This is a genomic window from Vreelandella sp. DA03-1M, from assembly GCF_055725665.1.
On the sequence record NZ_CM146798.1, the window covers coordinates 1,728,146 to 1,747,304 of the forward strand.

Genomic DNA, 19,159 nt, shown 5'->3' on the forward strand with positions numbered 1-19,159 from the left:
TTCTGTGTAGACACTTCTTTGTAGATAGGGGCTGCCATGGTTGTTCTGCTGATTATCTTTGCACTGGCTGTTTTTGTGCTCCCCAATGTCTGGGCCAAGTGGGTACTCAAGCGCCACACGAAAGGGCGTAACGATTACCCTGGCACCGGTGCAGAACTTGCCGATCATCTGCTGCGCCGTCTTGGGGTTGAAGGCGCCAGCGTGGAGCGCACCGAATTTGGCGATCATTACGACCCTGAAACACGCTGCGTACGGCTTTCCCCGGATAATTACGATGGCCGCTCGCTGACCGCCGTCACCGTGGCCGCCCATGAAGTGGGGCACGCTATCCAGCACTATCAGGGCTATGCGCCACTGCTGGCACGTAGCCGATTGGTTGGGGTTGCCCAAAAAGCCGAAAAACTCGGCGCTCTATTGATGATGGCCGCGCCATTTCTGTTTTTGTTGACGCGTTTACCGGGCGGTTTGGCAATAGTCATTGCCATGGCGGTGATCAGCTTTGGCACCGCAGCAGTTGTGCATCTCGTGACCTTGCCGGTGGAGTTTGATGCCAGCTTTAACCGCGCACTGCCGCTGTTGAAAGAGTACGTGCCACCTGCCGACATGGCTGGCGCAAGACACGTACTCACCGCCTGCGCGTTTACCTATGTGGCCGCCTCACTCGCTAGCGTAATGAACCTGGGCCGTTGGCTGGTGATTTTGCGAAGGTAGGTAACGATAGTCCTCATTATTCCTGTAACGCTGATTCAGACTCCTGACCCAGGACCGCGTCCGGCGGCACTGTCGGTAATGGCCGTCAGTAGCGTATCGGCGCACTGCGCAAGGCCATTGCGGGAAAGCCTCGCCCGGTCGCGGGCAGCATCACTGCCGAGCTGTCCGGCATTAGCATCCACGTTGAGCAGCACGTTGTGCAGTGAGGCGTGAATCAACCGGGCCCCGGCGTGCGCATCACTAACAAACTGCTGCTCGATATGTTCCCCCGCCTGCTGCGTCAGTTCCAGCGCCGCCTCACACAGCTGCGCTGTTTTAAGCGGCACTTCGACGGCAGTTTGGGCCGCCGCATGAATAGCGTCATGTCGCCCTTCATCCTCCTTATCGCGGCCGACGGCTGCCATAAACGCCTCAAAGGCAGCCACATCTTCCTGTGCCAGCGGCGCCAGGTGCTGCTTAAGTGACGCGCCTTTATCGATCAACGCTTGGCGCGGCGCCGTAGCATCATGATGCTGGCTCAGATGCAGCCCCTTGAGCACGAGTGCCAAGCCCAGGTCGGCACTGACCACGGCCACGGCTCCGCAGCCGGGCATCGGCTCGCGGGCGACGGTGTCACGAAAATCGCTCAGGCTTAGCTCCCAGAGTGGCGCTGCGTTATCCGACATGGCGTCCTTTCCTCTTGGATGGTGGTGGCGTGTGCTGCACGCCTGATCCTACACAGCATAGTGAACGGCGCACTCACGCCGCATTGGCAATACATGGCGTCTCTCGCAACGTACGGCGAGGGCCCAGGATCAGCCCTCCGAGCAATAGCCCCGCCAGCATGTTGATCAGCCCGGCTTATTGGCCAAAATCACCGCGCGACGTGGTGCAGGGTAGCCTTCAATGGTGCGCGTACGGTCGTTAGGGTCAAGGAAATCCGCCAGCGATTGGTAGGTCATCCATGCCGTTGAGCGCTGTTCATCAAGCGTGGTGACCGCTTCATCCACCACGCGTACATTGATAAAACCGCAGCGTTCCAGCCAGTGGCAGAGCGCTTGGGAAGAGGGCAGAAAGTAGACGTTGGGCATGGCGGCGTAACGCTCGCCTGGCACGAATACCGTCTGCTCATCTCCCTCGACCACCAGGGTCTCCAGCACCAGCTCGCCGCCCGGCGCCAGCGCCGCTTTTAACTGCTGAAGATGCTCCAGGGGCGCAGGGCGATGATAGAGCACGCCCATGGAAAACACTGTATCGAAAAAACCGAGGTTCTCCGGTACGTCTTCAATGCCCACCGGCAAAAACTGGGTTCTCCCGCCGTCAGCATCGCCAACGAAGTGGCGTACCGCCTGAAACTGCCAGTAGAAGCGCGGTGAGGGGTCGATCACCAACACAAAAGCAGCCTCAGCCCCCGTCATCCGCCAGGCGTGGTAACCGCTGCCACCACCGACATCGAGCACCTTACGATATTTTAGCGGTGCCAAGTGCGGGGCCACTCGTTGCCATTTCCAGTCCGATCGCCATTCGGTGTCTATATAAATGCCGCCCAGTTGAAAAGGGCCTTTCCGCCAGGGGGCGAGCTTTCGAAGCAGGTTAAAGCACTGCCGCTGCTGGCTATCGCTAAGGTCGAGATCAACGGTAATAGTGTCGCTGTTTAAGTCCACTTTTCGCTCAGCGGGTAGCTTGGGCAGTTTAGCGACGGCTTTTTCCCAGGCGGACAGATCGCCGTGGCGATTGCGGTCAAGCCCATGGGCTAACTGCTCGGGAAGTCTGGCGAGCCAAACGGTGAGCGATGGGTTAAGAACGGCTTGATCCAGAAACGCTTGATAGAGGGCGCGTTGGTCGTCGGGTAGCGGCACCTCACCCCTCCTTAAAGGCAATGATGGAAGCGAAATTCAAGTATTGGAACCACGTCATCGAGCGGGGAAACCCCGCCTGTTTCAAACGAACGTGGAGTGCGTCCAAGGTGTCTGGCACTAGCACATTCTCAAGAGCGGTGCGCTTCTGGCTGATTTCCAGGTCGCTGTAGCCATTGGCGCGTTTGAAATCGTGGTAGCGCTCAACCCGCCAAGCGTTGTCGCGCTCATCCGCATCCACGGTTTTTTCAGAGAGAATCAGTACGCCTCCGGGCTCCAGCGCTGCATAGAGCCGCGACAATAGGGCGTCGCGGTCCGAGGCGGGTAGAAACTGCAGCGTAAAATTGAGAATGATCATGCCCGAAGGTGCATACTCCAGAGTACGGATATCGGCTTCTTCTACCTGCATAGCGTACGCTGGGCATTCGTCAGTAAAGGTCTGTCGTGCCTGGGTGACCATGGCCGGGGAGAGATCAACGCCCGTATAGCGAAAGGCATCCGATGCTAACGCCCCTGCAAGCGCAAGGCCTGAAGCGCCCAGCGAGCAGCCCAAATCATACACATGGGCGCCGTGGCGCAAATGGCGCTGGGCAATGAGACTCAGCATGCCCAGAATTTGTCCGTAACCAGGCACCGAGCGGCGAATCATATCAGGGAAGCACGCAACCACTTTTTCATCGAAAGAGAAGCGCGCTACCCGGTCAAGGGGTGTCGAAAAGATAGCGTCACGGTAAGATGCATCACTCATGGGCAAGCCGGAATCATGGGAAAGGCGTATTAGTTTACGCGCCCTGAATTAACGAGAACAGGCCTGGTTAGAATAGTCTTGGTTAGGATAGGCCTGGTTAGAATAGATTCCTGCTGCAAGGATCGACGCCACTGGAGATGCCATATGGCCTCAGCATCAAGCGCTACCCCCGATACATTACCCGCATGGCAGACGTTGAAGCATCACGCTGAAACGCTGCAGCACGTTCACTTGAAAACGCTGTTTGGCACCGAGCCTTCCCGTTGGGAAAGCTTTACTCGCCAGGTGGCAGGCTTAACGCTGGATCTCTCCAAGCAGCGCTGGGATGACGACACGCTCGAGCATCTGTTTACCCTGGCCAGCGAAGCGGGCGTTCCCTCTGCCATTGAGGCACTGCTGAGCGGTAAGCGGGTGAACGTCAGCGAAAACCGCCCAGCGCTACACACCGCTTTGCGTTTACCCGCCGATGCGACGCTTGACGTTGAGGGAGAAGATATCGTCGCCGCCGTGCACGAAAGCCTTGCTCAAATGGAGTGCTTGGTGAGCCGTTTGCACGCCGGGCAGTGGCGCGGGGCCACCGGCAAGCCAATTCGTCATGTGGTTAACCTAGGTGTCGGCGGCTCTGACCTTGGGCCGTTAATGGTTACCCATGCGTTAACCGATTTTCGACCCAAAGATATTCATCCAGTCGAAGTGCACTTTGCCTCGACCATGGATGGCTCGCAGTTAGCGGATTATTTGAGCCGGTTAAACCCTGAAACGACCATCTTTGTACTGTCGTCTAAATCGTTTACGACTATCGATACGCTCTCCAACGCCAACACGGCTCGCGAGTGGCTGGTGAGCCGTTTAACCCAACATGGCGCGACGCCGATTAGCGCTGAATTAGTGGTTCGTCAGCATTTCATTGGTGTTTCGGCTAGTCCGGACAAAATGACGGAGTGGGGCATCACTCCCGATCACCAGTTAACCTTCTGGGAGTGGGTGGGCGGTCGCTACTCGCTTTGGGGCACGATTGGTTTACCGATTGCGTTAGTGGTGGGGATGAAAAATTTCCGCGAATTCCTGGCGGGCGCCCACGCCATGGATCGGCACTTTTCTGAAGCGCCCATGGAAGATAATTTGCCTGTTCTGCTTGGTTTGGCAGGTATCTGGAACGTCAATTTTCTGGATATCCGCGCGCACTCTATTCTGCCCTACGATGGGCGTTTGGAGTATTTTGCCGCTTACCTTGAACAACTGGAGATGGAGTCCAACGGCAAGTCAGTGACTCGCCAAGGTCAACCCGTTAACTACTCTACCTGCCCGGTGCTTTGGGGGCAGCTGGGGCCCAATGCGCAGCATGCGTTTTATCAATTACTGCATCAGGGCACTCAATCGGTCGTGTGCGATTTTATAGCGCCGCTGAAGCGCTATGACGAAGTAGAAGATGCGGATACCCGTCACCACCTTAAAGCCCAGCACCGCTTGTCGCTGGCGAACTGCTTTGCCCAGTCCCGCGTTCTTATGCTTGGCGACGATGCCTTGGAAGATGACGGCCCGCGGCCCGAGCATAAGCGCTACCGTGGCAACCAGCCTTCAACCACGGTGCTGCTTGACCAATTGACGCCCGCTACCCTGGGTTCGCTTATCGCGCTATATGAGCACAAAGTGTTTGTTCAGGCGGTGATTTGGGATATCAACCCGTTTGATCAGTGGGGCGTTGAGCTAGGTAAGCAGATCGCCACGGACACCCAAAAGATTATCGACCATCAGGGCGATCTATCGCGGATGGATGCCTCCAGCCGTGGATTGATAGAAGCATTTTGGGCCGCTGAGCAAGAGTGATAAAGAGTCGTCATTAGAGGGGGCCATACCCAGGCCCCTGATAATAAGCATGGCTAGATATACAGCTTTTTGCTTTTCCGCTATCCTGTGGCTCTTTGTAAACTGCTGAACTCTATTTTTAACGTCTGCTTTTAACCACTGACTTAACGCCCAGCGAGGCTGCCAGCACTATTTTTTCAGGAATCGACGTTACATGACCCAGTTTGATGCCTCTCAGTACGGCGCGAGTTCCATCGAAGTCCTGTCCGGGCTTGAGCCGGTACGTAAGCGTCCCGGTATGTATACCGACACCACACGCCCCAATCACTTAGCCCAGGAAGTCATCGATAACAGCGTCGATGAAGCGCTGGCGGGGCACGCCACCGAGATCCACGTCGTGCTGCATAGCGATGGCGGGATCGAAGTGCAGGACAACGGCCGGGGGATGCCGATCGACCTGCACCCAGAACACGGCGTCTCAGGCGTTGAACTGATATTTACCAAGCTACACTCGGGTGGCAAGTTCTCCTCCACGAGCTACCGCTTCTCGGGCGGCCTGCATGGGGTAGGTGTGTCGGTGGTTAACGCGCTGTCGCGTCGGTTAGATGTCGAAGTCACCCGCGATGGCGCACGCCATGCCATGGCCTTCGAATTCGGCGAGAAAGTCGAAGAGCTGCATGAGATTGGCAAAGCCCCCAAGCGAGCGAGCGGTACTCTGGTGCGCTTCTGGCCAGATGAGAGCTACTTCGATAGTCCCAAGCTCGCGCTAACCCGGCTCAAACACCTGCTACGTGCGAAAGCGGTACTCTGCCCCGGCTTGAAAGTCACGCTGGTAGAACCTGACGGTACCTCGACCGAATGGGAGTTCGCCGATGGTTTGCGCGACTATCTGGTCGAAGCTACCGACGGCTACGAAGTGCTGCCGGCGGAGCCGTTTGTCGGCCACTTCAATGACGACGAGCACGGCGTAGACTGGGCGATTCAGTGGCTACCCGAAGGCGGAGAAGCGCTGCTGGAGAGCTACGTTAACCTGATTCCCACGCCGCAGGGCGGCACTCACGTGAACGGCTTTCGTTCCGGATTGCTGGACGCGCTGCGCGAGTTCTGCGAATACCGCAACCTGTTGCCCCGGGGCATTAAACTCACCGCCGATGACCTCTGGGAGCGCACCTCCTTTGTGCTCTCGGTCAAAATGCTCGACCCACAGTTTGCCGGGCAAACCAAAGAGCGGCTCTCGTCTCGAACCATTGCCGGTTTTGTTTCCGGCGTTGTTAAGGACGCTTTCTCGCTGTGGCTGAACCACCACGTGGATCAGGCCGAAGCGATTGCCGAGCTGGTGATCAGCGCGGCGCAAAACCGCCAGAAAAAAGCCAAAAAAGTCGCCCGTAAAAAGGTGACTTCCGGCCCGGCACTGCCTGGTAAGCTGGCGGACTGCTCCGGCCAAGACCCTGCCCAGAGCGAGCTGTTTTTGGTCGAGGGGGACTCGGCAGGCGGCAGTGCCAAGCAGGCGCGTAACCGCGAGACCCAGGCGATATTGCCGCTGCGCGGTAAGATTCTAAATACCTGGGAAGTGGAAACCCACGATATCTACGGCTCCCAGGAGGTGCACGATATCGCCGTTGCCATTGGCGCCGATCCTGGCAGCGCCGATTTAGAAAAACTGCGTTACCACAAGATATGTATTCTCGCCGATGCCGACTCCGACGGTCTGCACATCGCTACGCTGCTGTGCGCGCTGTTTGTACGCCATTTTCCGAGCTTGGTCGACGCAGGGCATGTCTATGTCGCGATGCCACCGCTTTACCGCATCGATCTTGGCAAAGAAGTGCACTACGCCCTGGATGAGAGCGAAAAAGCCGCCATTCTCAAGCAACTGGCCAACAAACGCGGCACGCCTAACGTTCAGCGCTTTAAAGGCCTGGGTGAAATGAGCCCGCTACAACTGCGTGAAACCACCATGTCGACGGAAACCCGGCGCCTGGTGCAGCTCACCCTGACGGAGGGCGACGGCACCATGGAAATGATGGATATGCTGCTGGCTAAAAAACGCGCCGGTGACCGCAAAAAGTGGCTGGAAGATTACGGCAACCTCGCAGACATTGAGGTATAACCCCCGATGACCATGGATATTCAAGTAGCGGAGGGTGACGTCGAACGTCTCTCCCTGCGCGACTACACCGAAAAAGCGTACCTCGACTACTCGATGTACGTCATTCTCGACCGCGCCTTACCCAATATCGGCGACGGTATGAAACCCGTGCAGCGGCGGATTATTTACGCCATGCGCGAGCTGGCGCTGCATGCCAACGCCAAGTATAAAAAGTCGGCGCGTACCGTCGGTGACGTACTGGGTAAATTTCACCCCCATGGCGATAGCGCCTGCTACGAAGCCATGGTGCTGATGGCGCAGCCGTTTAGCTACCGCTACCCTCTAGTGGATGGTCAAGGCAACTGGGGTAGCCCCGACGATCCCAAATCCTTCGCCGCCATGCGCTACACCGAGGCCAAGCTTTCCAAGTTTGCCGAAGTGCTACTGGGTGAACTCGGCCAAGGCACCGTCGATTGGGCGCCCAACTTCGATGGCACCATGCAGGAGCCGCTGGTACTGCCTGCAAAGTTACCCCATGTGCTGCTCAATGGCGGTACCGGGATTGCCGTCGGCATGGCCACCGATATTCCGCCGCACAATGTGTCGGAAGTCGTCGAAGCCACCTGCCACCTGTTGCGCAACCCCAAGGCGACCACTGCCGATTTAATGGAATTCGTGCCTGCACCGGATTTCCCTACCGATGCGGAAATTATTACCCCGCCTGCGGATCTGCGTAAGCTCTATGAATCAGGCCGCGGCTCGGTAAAGCTACGCGCGCGCTACATCCGCGAAGAAGCCAATATCGTTATTACCTCGGTGCCCTATCAAGTTAGTGGCGCCAAGGTGCTGGAGCAGATCGCTGCGCAAATGCAGGCCAAAAAGCTGCCCATGGTGGCCGACCTGCGCGATGAGTCGACTCATGAAGAACCGACGCGCCTGGTGATTGAGCCGCGCTCGAACCGTATCGACGTTGAGTCGTTGATGGCGCACCTGTTCGCCACCACCGATCTGGAAAAGAACGTGCGGGTGAATATGAACGTGATCGGCCTGGACGGCCGACCACGGGTCATGCCGCTGCCGGAAATGCTGGGTGAATGGCTGCAGTTTCGGCGTAGCACGGTGCGCCGTCGTTTAGAGCACCGCCTGGGCAAGGTTGAAGATCGCCTGCATATCCTGGAAGGCCTGCTGATCGCCTACCTCGACCTGGACGAAGTGATCCGTATTATCCGTGAGGAAGACGATCCAAAAGCCTCGCTGATGGCGACTTTCAGACTCTCCGAACGTCAAGCGGAAGCTATTTTAGAGCTGCGTCTGCGTCATCTTGCCAAACTCGAAGAGATGAAAATTCGCGGTGAGCAGGATGAGCTGGAAAAAGAGCGCAAATATTTAGAAGGTTTGTTAGGCAGCGAAGCCAAGCTCACTACGCTGATTGAAAAGGAGATTCGCGCCGCGGGCAAAGAACATGGTGACGAGCGCCGCTCGCCGCTGGTCGAGCGCGAAGAGTCCAAGGCGCTGACAGAAGTCGAGCTGCTGGGCGCTGACCCGATTACCGTGGTGCTTTCCGATAAAGGCTGGATTCGTGCGGCCAAGGGGCACGATATCGACCCCGAGGGGCTCTCCTATAAAGCCGGGGATAGCTTCCAACTGGCGGCGAAAGGTAAAACCAATCAGCCGCTGGTGCTGCTGGATGACACCGGTCGCGCCTATACGCTGTCTGCACATAACCTGCCCAGTGCCCGGGGCCAGGGTGAGCCGGTTACCGGGCGTGCTAACGTGGCCGCCGGAGCAAAAATGGCGGGGCTAATGTTTGCGCCACCGGAGCGGCGCTTCGTACTTGCCACTGACGGTGGCTATGGCTTTGTGGCGCGGCTCGATACGCTCACCGGTAAAAACAAAGCCGGTAAAGCGGTTCTTAGCCTACCCAAGGGCTGCAATGTCATGGCGCCAGTGGAAGTGCCTGAGGGCGAGGAGCTGTGGGTGGCTTCGGTGTCAAATGAGGGCCGACTGCTGCTGTTCCCCTTGGATCAGTTGCCCGAGATGTCTAAAGGCAAGGGCAATAAAATGCTCGATATCCCAGGCCCACGAGCCGCCCGCCGGGAGGAGTTTGTTACCGGCATTGTGGTGCTAGCCGCCAGTGATGCGCTGTTAATCCATGCAGGCAAGCGCAAGCTGACGCTAAAAGCCGACGACTTGGCATATTATCGCGGTGAGCGCGGTCGTCGTGGTAGCAAGCTGCCCCGCGGCTTCCAGAAAGTAGATCGACTAGAGGCAGGGGAATAAGTAATGGCACGCGGTGATTTGATCCTAACCGTACTAGCGTCGGATTTAACCGCCGACATTCAAGCTCAGGTAGATGCTCTCATTACGCAGTTTAATCTGAACGTGAAGAGTACCCAGCGGCTTGCCGATGTCTCATTTCAGCCAGGTGACGGCATCGACTGTGTTGAGTACTGTTTGTCTGGCGACGCAGATAGCAAAGCAGTGCGCGACGCCGCGCTTTTGCTGAGTGAAACGCTGGGTATTGATATCGTTGCCCAACCAGATACTCGCGATCACGTTCAGCCCCGTTTGGTCTGTTTCGATATGGACTCCACGTTGATTAAAGCTGAGGTGATTGATGAGCTGGCTCGCCGCCATGGCGTGGGGGAAGAGGTCGCCGAAGTCACCGAGCGTGCCATGCGCGGGGAGCTGGATTTCAAGGCGAGCTTTCGCGAGCGTATGAGCAAACTGGTCGGTTTGGATGAGTCGGTGCTGGCGGAAATTGCGGAGGAGCTGCCGCTGATGGAGGGCGTTGAGCGCCTGATGGTCAATCTAAAGCGGTTGGGCTATCGCACGGCCATACTCTCCGGCGGCTTTACCTACTTTGCTCTCCACTTACAAAAGAAGCTTGGCTTTGACGAGATCCATGCCAATGAGCTGATCATCGAGAATGGCAAAGTGACCGGCGAAGTAAGCGAGCCAATCGTGGATGCTGAGCGCAAAGCCGAACTGCTCGAAGTCATTGCACTACGGCAGGGCTTTAGCCTCGACCAGACGATAGCCGTGGGTGATGGTGCCAACGACCTTAAGATGCTTGCCAAAGCGGGGATGGGTATTGCGTTTCGGGCCAAGCCGTTGGTGCGTGCCCAAGCGTGTCAATCGATCTCGACATCGGGTCTTGACGGTGTGCTCTACCTGCTCGGCTATCAGCAGCAGGATTTAACACCGTAGAGCAGTATAAAAGTAGGAAGTATAAGAGTGGGCAGTAAAAAAGCGGGTGGTGCTTTCCAGCACCACCCGCTTTTTATTTTATGCCGATTCAGCCATGGCCCTTATCGGGGTGCGGTACGGGTTTGTCGCCGACTTCTTCAGCCCTTAGCTCAACCGGATGCCCCTGGGTTTTGACCGTATGCTTCAAGCGCAGGTGTAAGCCAGATTTGGCCAGCAGGTGGGCGCTGACGGGGGCGGTGATAAACAGGAAAAGCGTAATCAGCAGTTCTTGGATATCCGGTTTGCCGTCCACGCTCCAGAAATACAGCATCGAAGCAATGAGCATACAGCCGATGCCCAAGGTGGTGGCCTTGGTCGGGCCATGCAGGCGCATATAGAAATCGCGCAGGTGCGCCATCCCCAGCGAACCGATAAAAACAAAGATCCCGCCAGCGATTAGCAGCAGTGAAATAAGCGCTTCAACGATTACTGACATAGATCCCCCTGGCTTTTGTTCATCGTTCGATAGCTCATGTTAATCATTCGATAATGTCTCCGCGCAAAATATATTTGCACACCGCCACGGTGCTGATAAAACCTAGCATTGCGATCAACAGAGCTGACTCGAAATAGGTTTTGCTGTTCAGCCACAGTCCCAGCAGTACGATAAGCGCAATGGAGTTAACGTACATGGTGTCTAACGCGAGTACGCGATCAGGCAAGCTGGGCCCAATAGTCAAGCGGTAGAGGTTCATCAACAGCGCCATCACGACCAGAGCTAAGGTGATATAGAGTGCAATGCTTAACATTCGTAGATCTCCTTAAGCGGGCGTTCATAGCGCTCGCGAATCTGATTAATCAGCGCTTCCTCATCGTCCACGTTCAAGGCGTGAATCAGCAGTGATTTACCATCCATACGCAGATTGGCCGACACGGTGCCCGGTGTCAGGCTGATCGTGCTGGCGAGCAGCGTGATGGTGAACCGCTCCTCTAGCATTAACGGGTATTCAATAAAGTGTGGTTTAAGCTTGCGCCAGGGATTGGCGATTAAATAAGCCACTTCAAAGTTGGCAGTGATGATGTCGCCCAGCACACGGAAGAAAAAACGCAGCAGGGCGATTGGCTTAGCAATGCGAGGCCGTGCATCCCAAAAACGATGGGTCAGTAGGGGAATCAAAATAGCTAACGAGCCGCCTAACACGAAATGACCAAACGCGTAGCTGCGTACTAACAACAGCCACACGACGAGTAGAAGTATTGATAGCACAGGCGTGGGTAGCCAGGAACGCGGGGCGATCATTGGGCATCTCCAGCAGCATTGGGTATTAGCGTGCGAATCAGCACCTGAGGGTTGGCTAATTGGTCAGCCGTCGCTTGAGTGTAGCTGCTCACGGGCCCTGCCAGTGCAACCAACAGCGGCGCTGCGCTAAGCAGCCAGATAACGCCAAACCACTGGCGACGGGGTAACGGTGTACCGCTAATGTTGCCACGATGGCTACGCCAAAACAGCGTAGAACCTGCACGGGAAAGTGCAATCAGCGAGGCTAGGCTGGTCAGCAGCAGTAACGGCCAAAGCCATAGGCGCTGCGTACCTTCGGCGGCATTAAGCATTAATGCCTTGCCGATAGCGCCTGAAAATGGCGGAACGCCAGCAACGGCGATGGCGCCAACAAAAAATAGCATGGCGAGCCCTGCGCCCTGTGCCATCGGGCGACCCTTCACCAGGCGCGTACCTGCTTTACCACGCTGCAGGCCGATCATTTCCGCTAGCAGGAATAAACCACCGGTAACCAGCGTGGTGTGGATCAGGTAATAGAGCAGGGCTGAGACAGCCTGAGGTGAGCGCATTCCGATACCCGCCAGCAGCGTGCCTACGGATACCAACACCAAATAAGCCACCAGCAAGCGCAAATCGCGTGCGGCCATTACGCCGACACCCGCGGCCGCCAAAGTAGCAAGCGATAGCCACCAAACCCAAGGTTGTTCCAGTGCTTCCAGCCCACCAGCGCTATCGCCAAACAGTAGGGAATAGACACGCAAAATAGCGTAGATACCTACCTTGGTCATGATGGCAAACAGCGCTGCTACCGGCGCAGGCGCGGATGCGTAGGCTTTGGGTAGCCAGAAGTAGAGTGGCAGGATGGCGGCTTTTAACCCAAACACCACCAGTAGCATTAATGCGCCGGCGGTGACTAGGCCTTCACGCTCTGCGGGCAGTTCAGCCACGCGGATCGCCATATCGGCCATATTGAGCGTGCCCGTGGCGCCATACAGAATCCCCACCGCTATCAGAAACAGCGACGAGCCTGCCAGGTTGAGAACCACGTAGTGGACGCTGGCTTGAATGCGCGCTTTTCCTCCGCCGTGCAACAGCAGCGCGTAAGAGGCCAGTAGCAGTACTTCAAAAAAGACGAACAGGTTAAACAAATCACCGGTTAAAAAGGCGCCGTTGATGCCCAACAGCTGCCACTGAAAAAGGCCATGAAAGTTACTGCCTTTTTCATCATCCCCCGCGCAGGCAAACACAACGGCGCCGACCGCCAAAACAGCAGTGACCAGCAGCATCAGTGCCGAGAGGCGATCCAGTACTAGCACAATGCCGAACGGTGCTTGCCAATCGCCCAGGGCATAATAAGTGACCTGATCACTGGCGGCTTGGCGCAAAAGGCCGATTGCTACCAGCAGTAATAGCACGGTGGCGGCAACGCTGACTGCACGCTTATAGCGCACTAAGCCTTGCCGTTGATAGAGCAGTAATATACCCGCCACTAGCGGTAAAACGACAGGAAAAACAATCAAATGCTGCATCATTCTCGGTCTTCCTTTTTACCGTCGACGTGGTCGTTACCCACTTCACTGCGCGCCCGCATGGCTAGAATCACCACGAATGCGGTCATCGCAAACCCGATCACAATGGCCGTGAGCACTAGCGCCTGGGGGAGTGGGTCGGCATAGTTCGTTCCTTCGGACACAATGGCCGGCCCATCAGTGGTAAGCCCCCCCATTGAAAACAGAAATAAATTCACTGCATAAGAGAGCAGCGTTAGGCCGACCACCACGGGAAAGGTACGGCCTCGCAAGGTTAGGTAGAGACCACAGGCGGTCAAGACGCCGGTGGTCATTGCATAGAGCAGTTCCATTAACGAGGCTCCTTAGCAGAAGAGGTTGCAGCAGCGGCATCGGTGTCTTTTTCCGAGGCTTCAGTAACCGGGCGATGGGCGGTGGTGACCTTACCAAGGTTGGCAAGAATCATTAGTGTGGCGCCCACCACCGCTAAGTAGACACCCAGATCAAAGAGCAGCGCGGTGGCCAATTCAAAGGTGCCGATCAGCGGTAGGCTGAAGTAGTCAAAGGCAGAGGTGAGGAACGGATGACCCAACAGCCAGCTACCCAGCCCCGTGAGCGTAGCAACGGCGACCCCGATAACGGCTACCGGTTGGAAGGGGAAATCCAGACGCTCTTGCGCCCACTCCACGCCACGCGCCATATACAACAGAATGAGGGCGACTGCGGTAATCAGGCCGGCAATAAATCCACCGCCCGGCTGATTGTGGCCACGCAGGAAGATAAATGCAGAGACCAGGAGCGCCAGCGGCAGCAGTGTCATTGAAATCGACGTTAGCACCGCCGGGTAGCGGTCGGGTGACCATACCCGTCCCTCACCGTCACTGTGTGGCATAAACAGGCGTAATCGGTTGAGCAGCTTAAAGATCGCCAGACCCGCGATGGCCAATACGGTGATTTCCCCTAAGGTATCGAAACCACGGAAGTCGACCAGAATGACGTTGACGACGTTGTAGCCACCACCACCGGGTTTGCTGTTTTCCACAAAGAAGCTGGAAATCGACAGCGTATCGCGCGTCATGACGGCGTAGTTAAGGCTGGCGATCACCAGGCCAAGCGAACCTGCTAGTAACATATCGCGAACGTTGCGTAGTGGGCTGGATTCGCGCGGCGTTTTTTGTGGTAAGAAAAATAGTGCCAGCATCAGCAGAATCATGGTCACAACTTCCACAGAAAGCTGTGTCAGCGCTAGATCGGGTGCCGAGAAACGGGCAAAGGTCAGTGCAACGAACAGCCCAACTACCGACAGCATTAACAAAGAGATCAATCGGTAGCGATGGGTGGCGGCGGTCGCCACACCACCAAACATCAGCATCACGGCACCTAGAATAAGGATGCCGTCCAGCGGCTGATTTCCTGCCGCGCCGGTCAAGTTGGTGATTTGAACAAGGCCAATACCCCCCATTATCAGCGCTGCTAGCCATAGCCAGCCCACATAGCGTTGAAGCGAATTGCCTTCCAGAGCCGCAATCAGTTGCTCAGCACGGTAGCCGATTGAGATAAGAATGCGTTCAAAAACGCGTCGGGCGTCAATGCCTACAAATTGTTGCGTAAATCGGCGCACATCACCATGGCGCCAATACAGCGCAATCCCGACGACAAAGGCCAGCAAGCTCATGATTAGCGGTAGATTAACGCCGTGCCAGATAGCCAGATGAAAATCGAGCGGGCTTCCAATCACCGCTTCGCTGGCAAGTTCTAATAACCCTGTGGCCATAAAAGCCGGGAAAAGTCCGACCACCACACAAAGCACCACTAATATTTCTACCGGCAGGCGCATCAAATGCGGCGGTTCATGGGGCGTTTTGGGCGGTTCTTCACGGGCAGGTTTGAAAAAGACGGCGTGTACTAAACGCAGCGAATAAGCGACCGAGAGAATGCCGCCGAGGGCCGCTAGCGCGGGTAATAGCCAGCTCACCCCACCCAAAACGGGGGTTGCTAACGACTCGGTAAAGAACATCTCTTTGGATAAAAAGCCATTAAATAGCGGCACGCCCGCCATGGCGGCAGCCGCCAGCGTGGTCAAGAGCGCCGTGACAGGCATGGCTTTTTTCAGGCCACCCAGCTGCTTTAGCTCCCGGGTGCCGGTCTCATGATCGATAATGCCTGCACTCATAAACAGAGCGGCTTTGAAAGTAGCGTGATTGAGGATATGGAAAAGCGCAGCCAGGATCGCCATGGGACTGCCAATGCCTAACAGTACCGTGATTAAACCTAAATGACTGACCGTGGAGAACGCTAAAATGCCCTTCAGATCGGTTTTCATCAGAGCAAACCAAGCGCCGTACAGCATGGTGACGATGCCGACGAGTGAAACGACCACGCTCCACAGCTCACTGCCAGCGATGGCAGGGTGCAACCGCGCCATCAGGAAAATGCCCGCTTTCACCATCGTCGCCGAGTGGAGATATGCCGATACTGGCGTGGGCGCCGCCATCGCATGAGGTAACCAAAAATGGAAAGGAAACTGTGCGGATTTGGTAAAGGCCCCCAGCAGTACCAAACCGAGCATGAGGGGGTAGCGCGGGTCGGCAAGAATGACGTCTCCGCTGGCTAACACATCGCCCATATTGAAGCTGCCCGCCATATCGCCTAGCAGCAGCAAACCTGCCAGTAGCGCAAGGCCACCCGCGCCGGTGACCGTTAACGCCATACGGGCGCCTTTGCGCGCATCACTGCGGTAGGACCAGTAACCGATCAGTAAAAACGAGGAAAGGCTGGTTAACTCCCAGAATAGCCATAGCAGAATCAGGTTATCCGACATTGAAATACCGACCATTGACGCCATAAAAAGCATCAGGAAGGCGTAGAATCGGCCAAAGGGTTCATCTTTTGCTAAGTAGTAGTGGGCATACAGAATAATCAGTAAGCCAATGCCCAGTATCAACAGATTAAACAGCAGCGATAGCCCATCGAGGCGGAATGCTAAGTCCAGCGCTAGCTCAGGCATCCAGGTGGCCGAAAAACGTAGTTGCTCACCGTCTAGCAGGGCTGGCACGTTGAGTAGCGTCATTACTAAGGCGGTCGCTGGCAGCACTGCCGTCGCAAGTGAACAGAAACTGCGACCACGCTGTGCGGTAAGTGCCGGCACCAGTACGCCTAGCAGAGGCAATAAGGCTATCCAAAGCAGTGTCATGGGGGATCATCCAGCGGCTAAAGTTAAAAAATTCAAAAGAGTACCAACAGGGCGCTTTGAGGGCGTTCTGATGGCGTAGGATACATCAAGTGAAACAACAGGATATCACTTGTGTAGAAGGTGTGTAGTTTTAGTATAAAGTGTGCCGGTCAACCGTTGAGAGATTTTACGTTCCATGAGTGAACCCTTTAATACCTGGCAAGCCCGTTTTGAAAGGCTGCGTAGTAATAAGATTTTTGAAGCGGTCGTGATTGCCATTATCGTCATTTCTGCCCTGGTGATAGGGGCAAAAACCTATGAAGAAACCACTCAAGTGGAGCAGTGGCTGCTCTATCTTGATATGGCGGTCACCATATTTTTCCTGATTGAGATTTTAATCAGGATAGCCGCTGAACGCACGCTACTGAGTTTCTTCAAGAAAGGGTGGAACGTCTTTGACTTCCTCATCGTGACCGCCAGCCTGATTCCCATGGATGACTCTGAAATGGTGCTGCTGGCTAGGCTACTGCGTATTTTCCGGGTGCTGCGCTTGGTCTCGATGATTCCCGAGCTACAAATGCTGTTAAGCGCCTTGGTCAAGTCGGTGCCACGGATGGGGTATGTCGTCCTGTTGATGTTTATCATCTTCTACATATACGCCGCCATTGGGAGCTTCCTTTTCCACAATGTGGACGAGGGACTATGGGGCAATATTTCCCTGGCCATGTTGACGCTATTTCAAGTGGCGACCTTCGAGAGCTGGGCCACGGCGGTGCTTTATCCGACCATGGAGGTTTATCCTTACGCCTGGATCTATTTTTTAACCTTCATCTTTTTGAATGCCTTTATTTTTCTCAATATGATGATCGGTATTGTGCTGGATGTGATGCAGAAAGAGAGCGCGCAAATGGCGCTGGACAACGGCGAAGGTGAAGAAGCCGAGCTGCAGTCGCTGCGCAATGATGTTCGCGGGCTGAAAGCGCAGCTTGACCGTATGGAGTCAGCACTCTCTCAAGCATACTCGCCAGCCCCAACACACCAGAATGATGCGGGCGGTAAGCACAGCGACAAGCCCACCACTGACTGATTTTAGGAGAGCCGCCATGATGTTGTCTGACCCCGCCAAAAAGTACCGCCCCTTTGTAGCCGTTGATCTACCTGACCGCCAGTGGCCGAGCCAGCGCATTGAAGCAGCGCCTGTCTGGTGCAGTGTGGATCTGCGCGACGGTAATCAATCGCTGATTGATCCGATGGACCAGGAGCGTAAGCAGCGCTTGTTCGACATGCTGTTGAATGTTGGCTTTAAGCAGATTGAAGTCGGCTTTCCTTCGGCCTCGCAAACCGATTTTGATTTCGTACGCTCGCTGATCGAGCACGATAAGATCCCTGAGGATGTGACCATTCAAGTGCTGACCCAGGCGCGCCCGCACTTGATTGAACGCACCTTTGAGGCACTTCAGGGTGCTAAAAACGCTATCGTCCACGTCTATAACGCCACTGACCCAATGTTCCGCCGGGTAGTGTTTAACGTTGATAAAGCGGAGTGTGTGCAGATTGCTGTAGAGGCTACTCAACAGATTCGCGCGCAGATGGAAGCTGTGCCAGAAACTAACTGGACCTTTCAGTACTCGCCGGAGCTGTTCACCACCACCGAGATGGATTTTGCCGTTGAGATCGTCGAAGCGGTCATGGAAGCCTATGGCGCGAGCACTGATAAACCGATGATCGTAAACCTGCCCGCAACGGTAGAAGTCGCCACGCCCAATAACTATGCCGACCAAATTGAGTGGTTCTGTCGCAACGTCAAAAATCGGGATTATCTGATTGTTAGCGTTCACCCGCATAACGACCGCGGTACCGGCGTGGCGGCAGCAGAATTGACGCTAATGGCGGGAGCTGACCGCGTTGAGGGCACGCTGTTTGGTAATGGCGAGCGTACCGGTAACGTCGATATTGTTACATTGGCGATGAACATGTACACCCAGGGCGTTCACCCGCAGCTCGATTTCTCCAATATCACTCCGATCATGCGCGAGGTGGAGTACTGCAATCAGCTGCCAGTGCATCCTCGCCACCCCTACGTGGGCGATTTGGTATTCACCGCGTTCTCTGGCTCTCATCAGGATGCGATCAAAAAAGGCATGGCGGATCGCCGTGCGAATCCAGAGGCTGTGTGGGATGTGCCCTATCTTCCTATTGACCCGCTGGACGTGGGGCGCAGCTACGAAGCTGTTATCCGGGTTAATAGCCAATCGGGTAAAGGCGGCGTTTCTTACCTGCTCGAGCAGGAGCACGGCATTGAGTTGCCGCGTCGCCTTTCGATTGAGTTCAGCCAGGTGGTGCAGGAAGTCGCTGAGCGGACCGGGCGCGAGATCACGTCGCAGATGATCTACCAAGCATTCTCTGATGAGTATCTGGAGCAGCGAGCACCCTTTGGGTTGGTGAGTCACCGGCTCTCTTCTGAACCTGGCAGCCCCAAAGTGACGCTGGACGCCGTGATTGAGGAGAACGGCACACGGCAAACGTTAAAGGGCGAGGGCAACGGCCCGTTAGCCGCCTTTATTAAAGCATTGGCAGCGGCTGGGCACGATGTAGAGATTATCGACTACCACGAGCACTCCCGTGGCCAAGGCGCTGATGCTGAAGCGATTGCCTATGTAGAAGTGCGTATCGACGGTAAAGCGGTGTTCGGTGTAGGTAACGATGAAAGTATTACCAGCGCGTCGATGAAGGGGGTGCTGAGCGCCATCAACCGCCACCATTCGCCCCAGCCTGCGGCGGCCAACGTGACGGCGGAGACGTTGGGATAATCCTGCAGTTAC

At 55.9% G+C, this 19,159-nt stretch carries 16 protein-coding genes; 7 read left to right on the forward strand and 9 right to left on the reverse strand.

Features of this window, described 5'->3' with window-relative positions; all coding sequences use genetic code 11:
- Window positions 1-36 precede the first annotated feature (36 nt).
- Window positions 37-711 (forward strand): zinc metallopeptidase, encoded by a 675-nt coding sequence (locus tag ACXUPB_RS07975; protein ID WP_335596802.1) that lies wholly within the window; start codon window positions 37-39, stop codon window positions 709-711.
- Window positions 712-746: 35 nt separating this feature from the next.
- Here the strand turns inward: ACXUPB_RS07975 and ACXUPB_RS07980 are convergent, their stop codons facing one another.
- From ACXUPB_RS07980 to cmoA, 3 genes are all read right to left on the reverse strand, one after another.
- The gene (locus tag ACXUPB_RS07980; protein ID WP_472956159.1) at window positions 747-1,376 is read right to left on the reverse strand and encodes a cyclodeaminase/cyclohydrolase family protein; all 630 of its coding nucleotides are present in this window, start codon (window positions 1,374-1,376) and stop codon (window positions 747-749) included.
- A 165-nt stretch (window positions 1,377-1,541) separates the two neighbouring features.
- Window positions 1,542-2,549 carry a tRNA 5-methoxyuridine(34)/uridine 5-oxyacetic acid(34) synthase CmoB gene (cmoB, locus tag ACXUPB_RS07985; protein WP_472956162.1) on the reverse strand — a complete coding sequence of 336 codons (1,008 nt, stop codon included), beginning with the start codon at window positions 2,547-2,549 and terminating at the stop codon, window positions 1,542-1,544.
- A gap of 1 nt (window position 2,550) precedes the next feature.
- Complete coding sequence (gene cmoA, locus ACXUPB_RS07990; protein WP_339933854.1) at window positions 2,551-3,294, reverse strand: carboxy-S-adenosyl-L-methionine synthase CmoA; 744 nt, start codon at window positions 3,292-3,294, stop codon at window positions 2,551-2,553.
- 144 nt (window positions 3,295-3,438) lie between these two features.
- Between cmoA and pgi the strand changes: the two genes are divergently transcribed.
- The 4 genes from pgi to serB all read left to right on the forward strand — a co-directional run bounded on the left by pgi (window position 3,439) and on the right by serB (window position 10,399).
- Window positions 3,439-5,121: a glucose-6-phosphate isomerase gene (gene pgi / locus ACXUPB_RS07995; RefSeq protein ID WP_008958589.1), complete on the forward strand. Its 1,683-nt coding sequence runs from the start codon at window positions 3,439-3,441 to the stop codon at window positions 5,119-5,121.
- Window positions 5,122-5,314: 193 nt separating this feature from the next.
- Entirely contained in the window at window positions 5,315-7,210 is a 1,896-nt protein-coding gene (gene parE, locus ACXUPB_RS08000; RefSeq protein ID WP_035566500.1) for a DNA topoisomerase IV subunit B, read from the forward strand.
- Between the two features lie 6 nt (window positions 7,211-7,216).
- Window positions 7,217-9,469, forward strand: a complete 2,253-nt coding sequence (gene parC, locus ACXUPB_RS08005; protein WP_179914771.1) for a DNA topoisomerase IV subunit A — start codon at window positions 7,217-7,219, stop codon at window positions 9,467-9,469.
- Between the two features lie 3 nt (window positions 9,470-9,472).
- Window positions 9,473-10,399 (forward strand): phosphoserine phosphatase SerB, encoded by a 927-nt coding sequence (gene serB / locus ACXUPB_RS08010; RefSeq protein WP_179914772.1) that lies wholly within the window; start codon window positions 9,473-9,475, stop codon window positions 10,397-10,399.
- Window positions 10,400-10,487: 88 nt separating this feature from the next.
- Here the strand turns inward: serB and ACXUPB_RS08015 are convergent, their stop codons facing one another.
- Genes ACXUPB_RS08015 through ACXUPB_RS08040 form a run of 6 tightly spaced genes read right to left on the reverse strand, consistent with a single transcriptional unit; the run spans window position 10,488 to window position 16,358 of the window.
- On the reverse strand, window positions 10,488-10,874 hold the full coding sequence (locus tag ACXUPB_RS08015) for a Na+/H+ antiporter subunit G (RefSeq protein ID WP_035566491.1): 387 nt from the start codon (window positions 10,872-10,874) through the stop codon (window positions 10,488-10,490).
- A gap of 43 nt (window positions 10,875-10,917) precedes the next feature.
- On the reverse strand, window positions 10,918-11,187 hold the full coding sequence (locus ACXUPB_RS08020; RefSeq protein WP_008958594.1) for a K+/H+ antiporter subunit F: 270 nt from the start codon (window positions 11,185-11,187) through the stop codon (window positions 10,918-10,920).
- Window positions 11,181-11,678 carry a Na+/H+ antiporter subunit E gene (locus tag ACXUPB_RS08025; protein ID WP_179914773.1) on the reverse strand — a complete coding sequence of 166 codons (498 nt, stop codon included), beginning with the start codon at window positions 11,676-11,678 and terminating at the stop codon, window positions 11,181-11,183. The genes ACXUPB_RS08020 and ACXUPB_RS08025 overlap by 7 nt, the downstream gene beginning before the upstream one ends.
- Window positions 11,675-13,189 (reverse strand): monovalent cation/H+ antiporter subunit D, encoded by a 1,515-nt coding sequence (locus ACXUPB_RS08030; protein WP_035566488.1) that lies wholly within the window; start codon window positions 13,187-13,189, stop codon window positions 11,675-11,677. Before ACXUPB_RS08030 ends, ACXUPB_RS08025 begins: the two co-directional genes overlap by 4 nt.
- Window positions 13,186-13,518, reverse strand: coding sequence for a Na+/H+ antiporter subunit C (locus tag ACXUPB_RS08035; RefSeq protein WP_008958597.1), 333 nt, complete (start codon window positions 13,516-13,518; stop codon window positions 13,186-13,188). The genes ACXUPB_RS08030 and ACXUPB_RS08035 overlap by 4 nt, the downstream gene beginning before the upstream one ends.
- The gene (locus ACXUPB_RS08040; RefSeq protein WP_472956168.1) at window positions 13,518-16,358 is read right to left on the reverse strand and encodes a monovalent cation/H+ antiporter subunit A; all 2,841 of its coding nucleotides are present in this window, start codon (window positions 16,356-16,358) and stop codon (window positions 13,518-13,520) included. The genes ACXUPB_RS08035 and ACXUPB_RS08040 overlap by 1 nt, the downstream gene beginning before the upstream one ends.
- 175 nt (window positions 16,359-16,533) lie before the next feature.
- Here ACXUPB_RS08040 and ACXUPB_RS08045 point away from each other — a divergent pair, with 175 nt between their 5' ends.
- Together ACXUPB_RS08045 and leuA are read left to right on the forward strand one after the other, a co-directional pair.
- On the forward strand, window positions 16,534-17,424 hold the full coding sequence (locus tag ACXUPB_RS08045; RefSeq protein WP_035566484.1) for an ion transporter: 891 nt from the start codon (window positions 16,534-16,536) through the stop codon (window positions 17,422-17,424).
- 16 nt (window positions 17,425-17,440) lie between these two features.
- On the forward strand, window positions 17,441-19,147 hold the full coding sequence (gene leuA / locus ACXUPB_RS08050; protein WP_035566482.1) for a 2-isopropylmalate synthase: 1,707 nt from the start codon (window positions 17,441-17,443) through the stop codon (window positions 19,145-19,147).
- The last annotated feature ends 12 nt before the right edge of the window (window positions 19,148-19,159 follow it).

Coding starts and splice junctions, on each gene's coding strand:
- ACXUPB_RS07975 (WP_335596802.1), top strand. CDS start 37: ATGGTTGTTCTGCTGATTATCTTTGCACTGGCTGTTTTTGTGCTCCCC.
- ACXUPB_RS07980 (WP_472956159.1), bottom strand. CDS start 1,376: ATGTCGGATAACGCAGCGCCACTCTGGGAGCTAAGCCTGAGCGATTTT.
- cmoA (WP_339933854.1), bottom strand. CDS start 3,294: ATGAGTGATGCATCTTACCGTGACGCTATCTTTTCGACACCCCTTGAC.
- pgi (WP_008958589.1), top strand. CDS start 3,439: ATGGCCTCAGCATCAAGCGCTACCCCCGATACATTACCCGCATGGCAG.
- parE (WP_035566500.1), top strand. CDS start 5,315: ATGACCCAGTTTGATGCCTCTCAGTACGGCGCGAGTTCCATCGAAGTC.
- parC (WP_179914771.1), top strand. CDS start 7,217: ATGACCATGGATATTCAAGTAGCGGAGGGTGACGTCGAACGTCTCTCC.
- serB (WP_179914772.1), top strand. CDS start 9,473: ATGGCACGCGGTGATTTGATCCTAACCGTACTAGCGTCGGATTTAACC.
- ACXUPB_RS08015 (WP_035566491.1), bottom strand. CDS start 10,874: ATGTCAGTAATCGTTGAAGCGCTTATTTCACTGCTGCTAATCGCTGGC.
- ACXUPB_RS08020 (WP_008958594.1), bottom strand. CDS start 11,187: ATGTTAAGCATTGCACTCTATATCACCTTAGCTCTGGTCGTGATGGCG.
- ACXUPB_RS08025 (WP_179914773.1), bottom strand. CDS start 11,678: ATGATCGCCCCGCGTTCCTGGCTACCCACGCCTGTGCTATCAATACTT.
- ACXUPB_RS08030 (WP_035566488.1), bottom strand. CDS start 13,189: ATGATGCAGCATTTGATTGTTTTTCCTGTCGTTTTACCGCTAGTGGCG.
- ACXUPB_RS08035 (WP_008958597.1), bottom strand. CDS start 13,518: ATGGAACTGCTCTATGCAATGACCACCGGCGTCTTGACCGCCTGTGGT.
- ACXUPB_RS08040 (WP_472956168.1), bottom strand. CDS start 16,358: ATGACACTGCTTTGGATAGCCTTATTGCCTCTGCTAGGCGTACTGGTG.
- ACXUPB_RS08045 (WP_035566484.1), top strand. CDS start 16,534: ATGAGTGAACCCTTTAATACCTGGCAAGCCCGTTTTGAAAGGCTGCGT.
- leuA (WP_035566482.1), top strand. CDS start 17,441: ATGATGTTGTCTGACCCCGCCAAAAAGTACCGCCCCTTTGTAGCCGTT.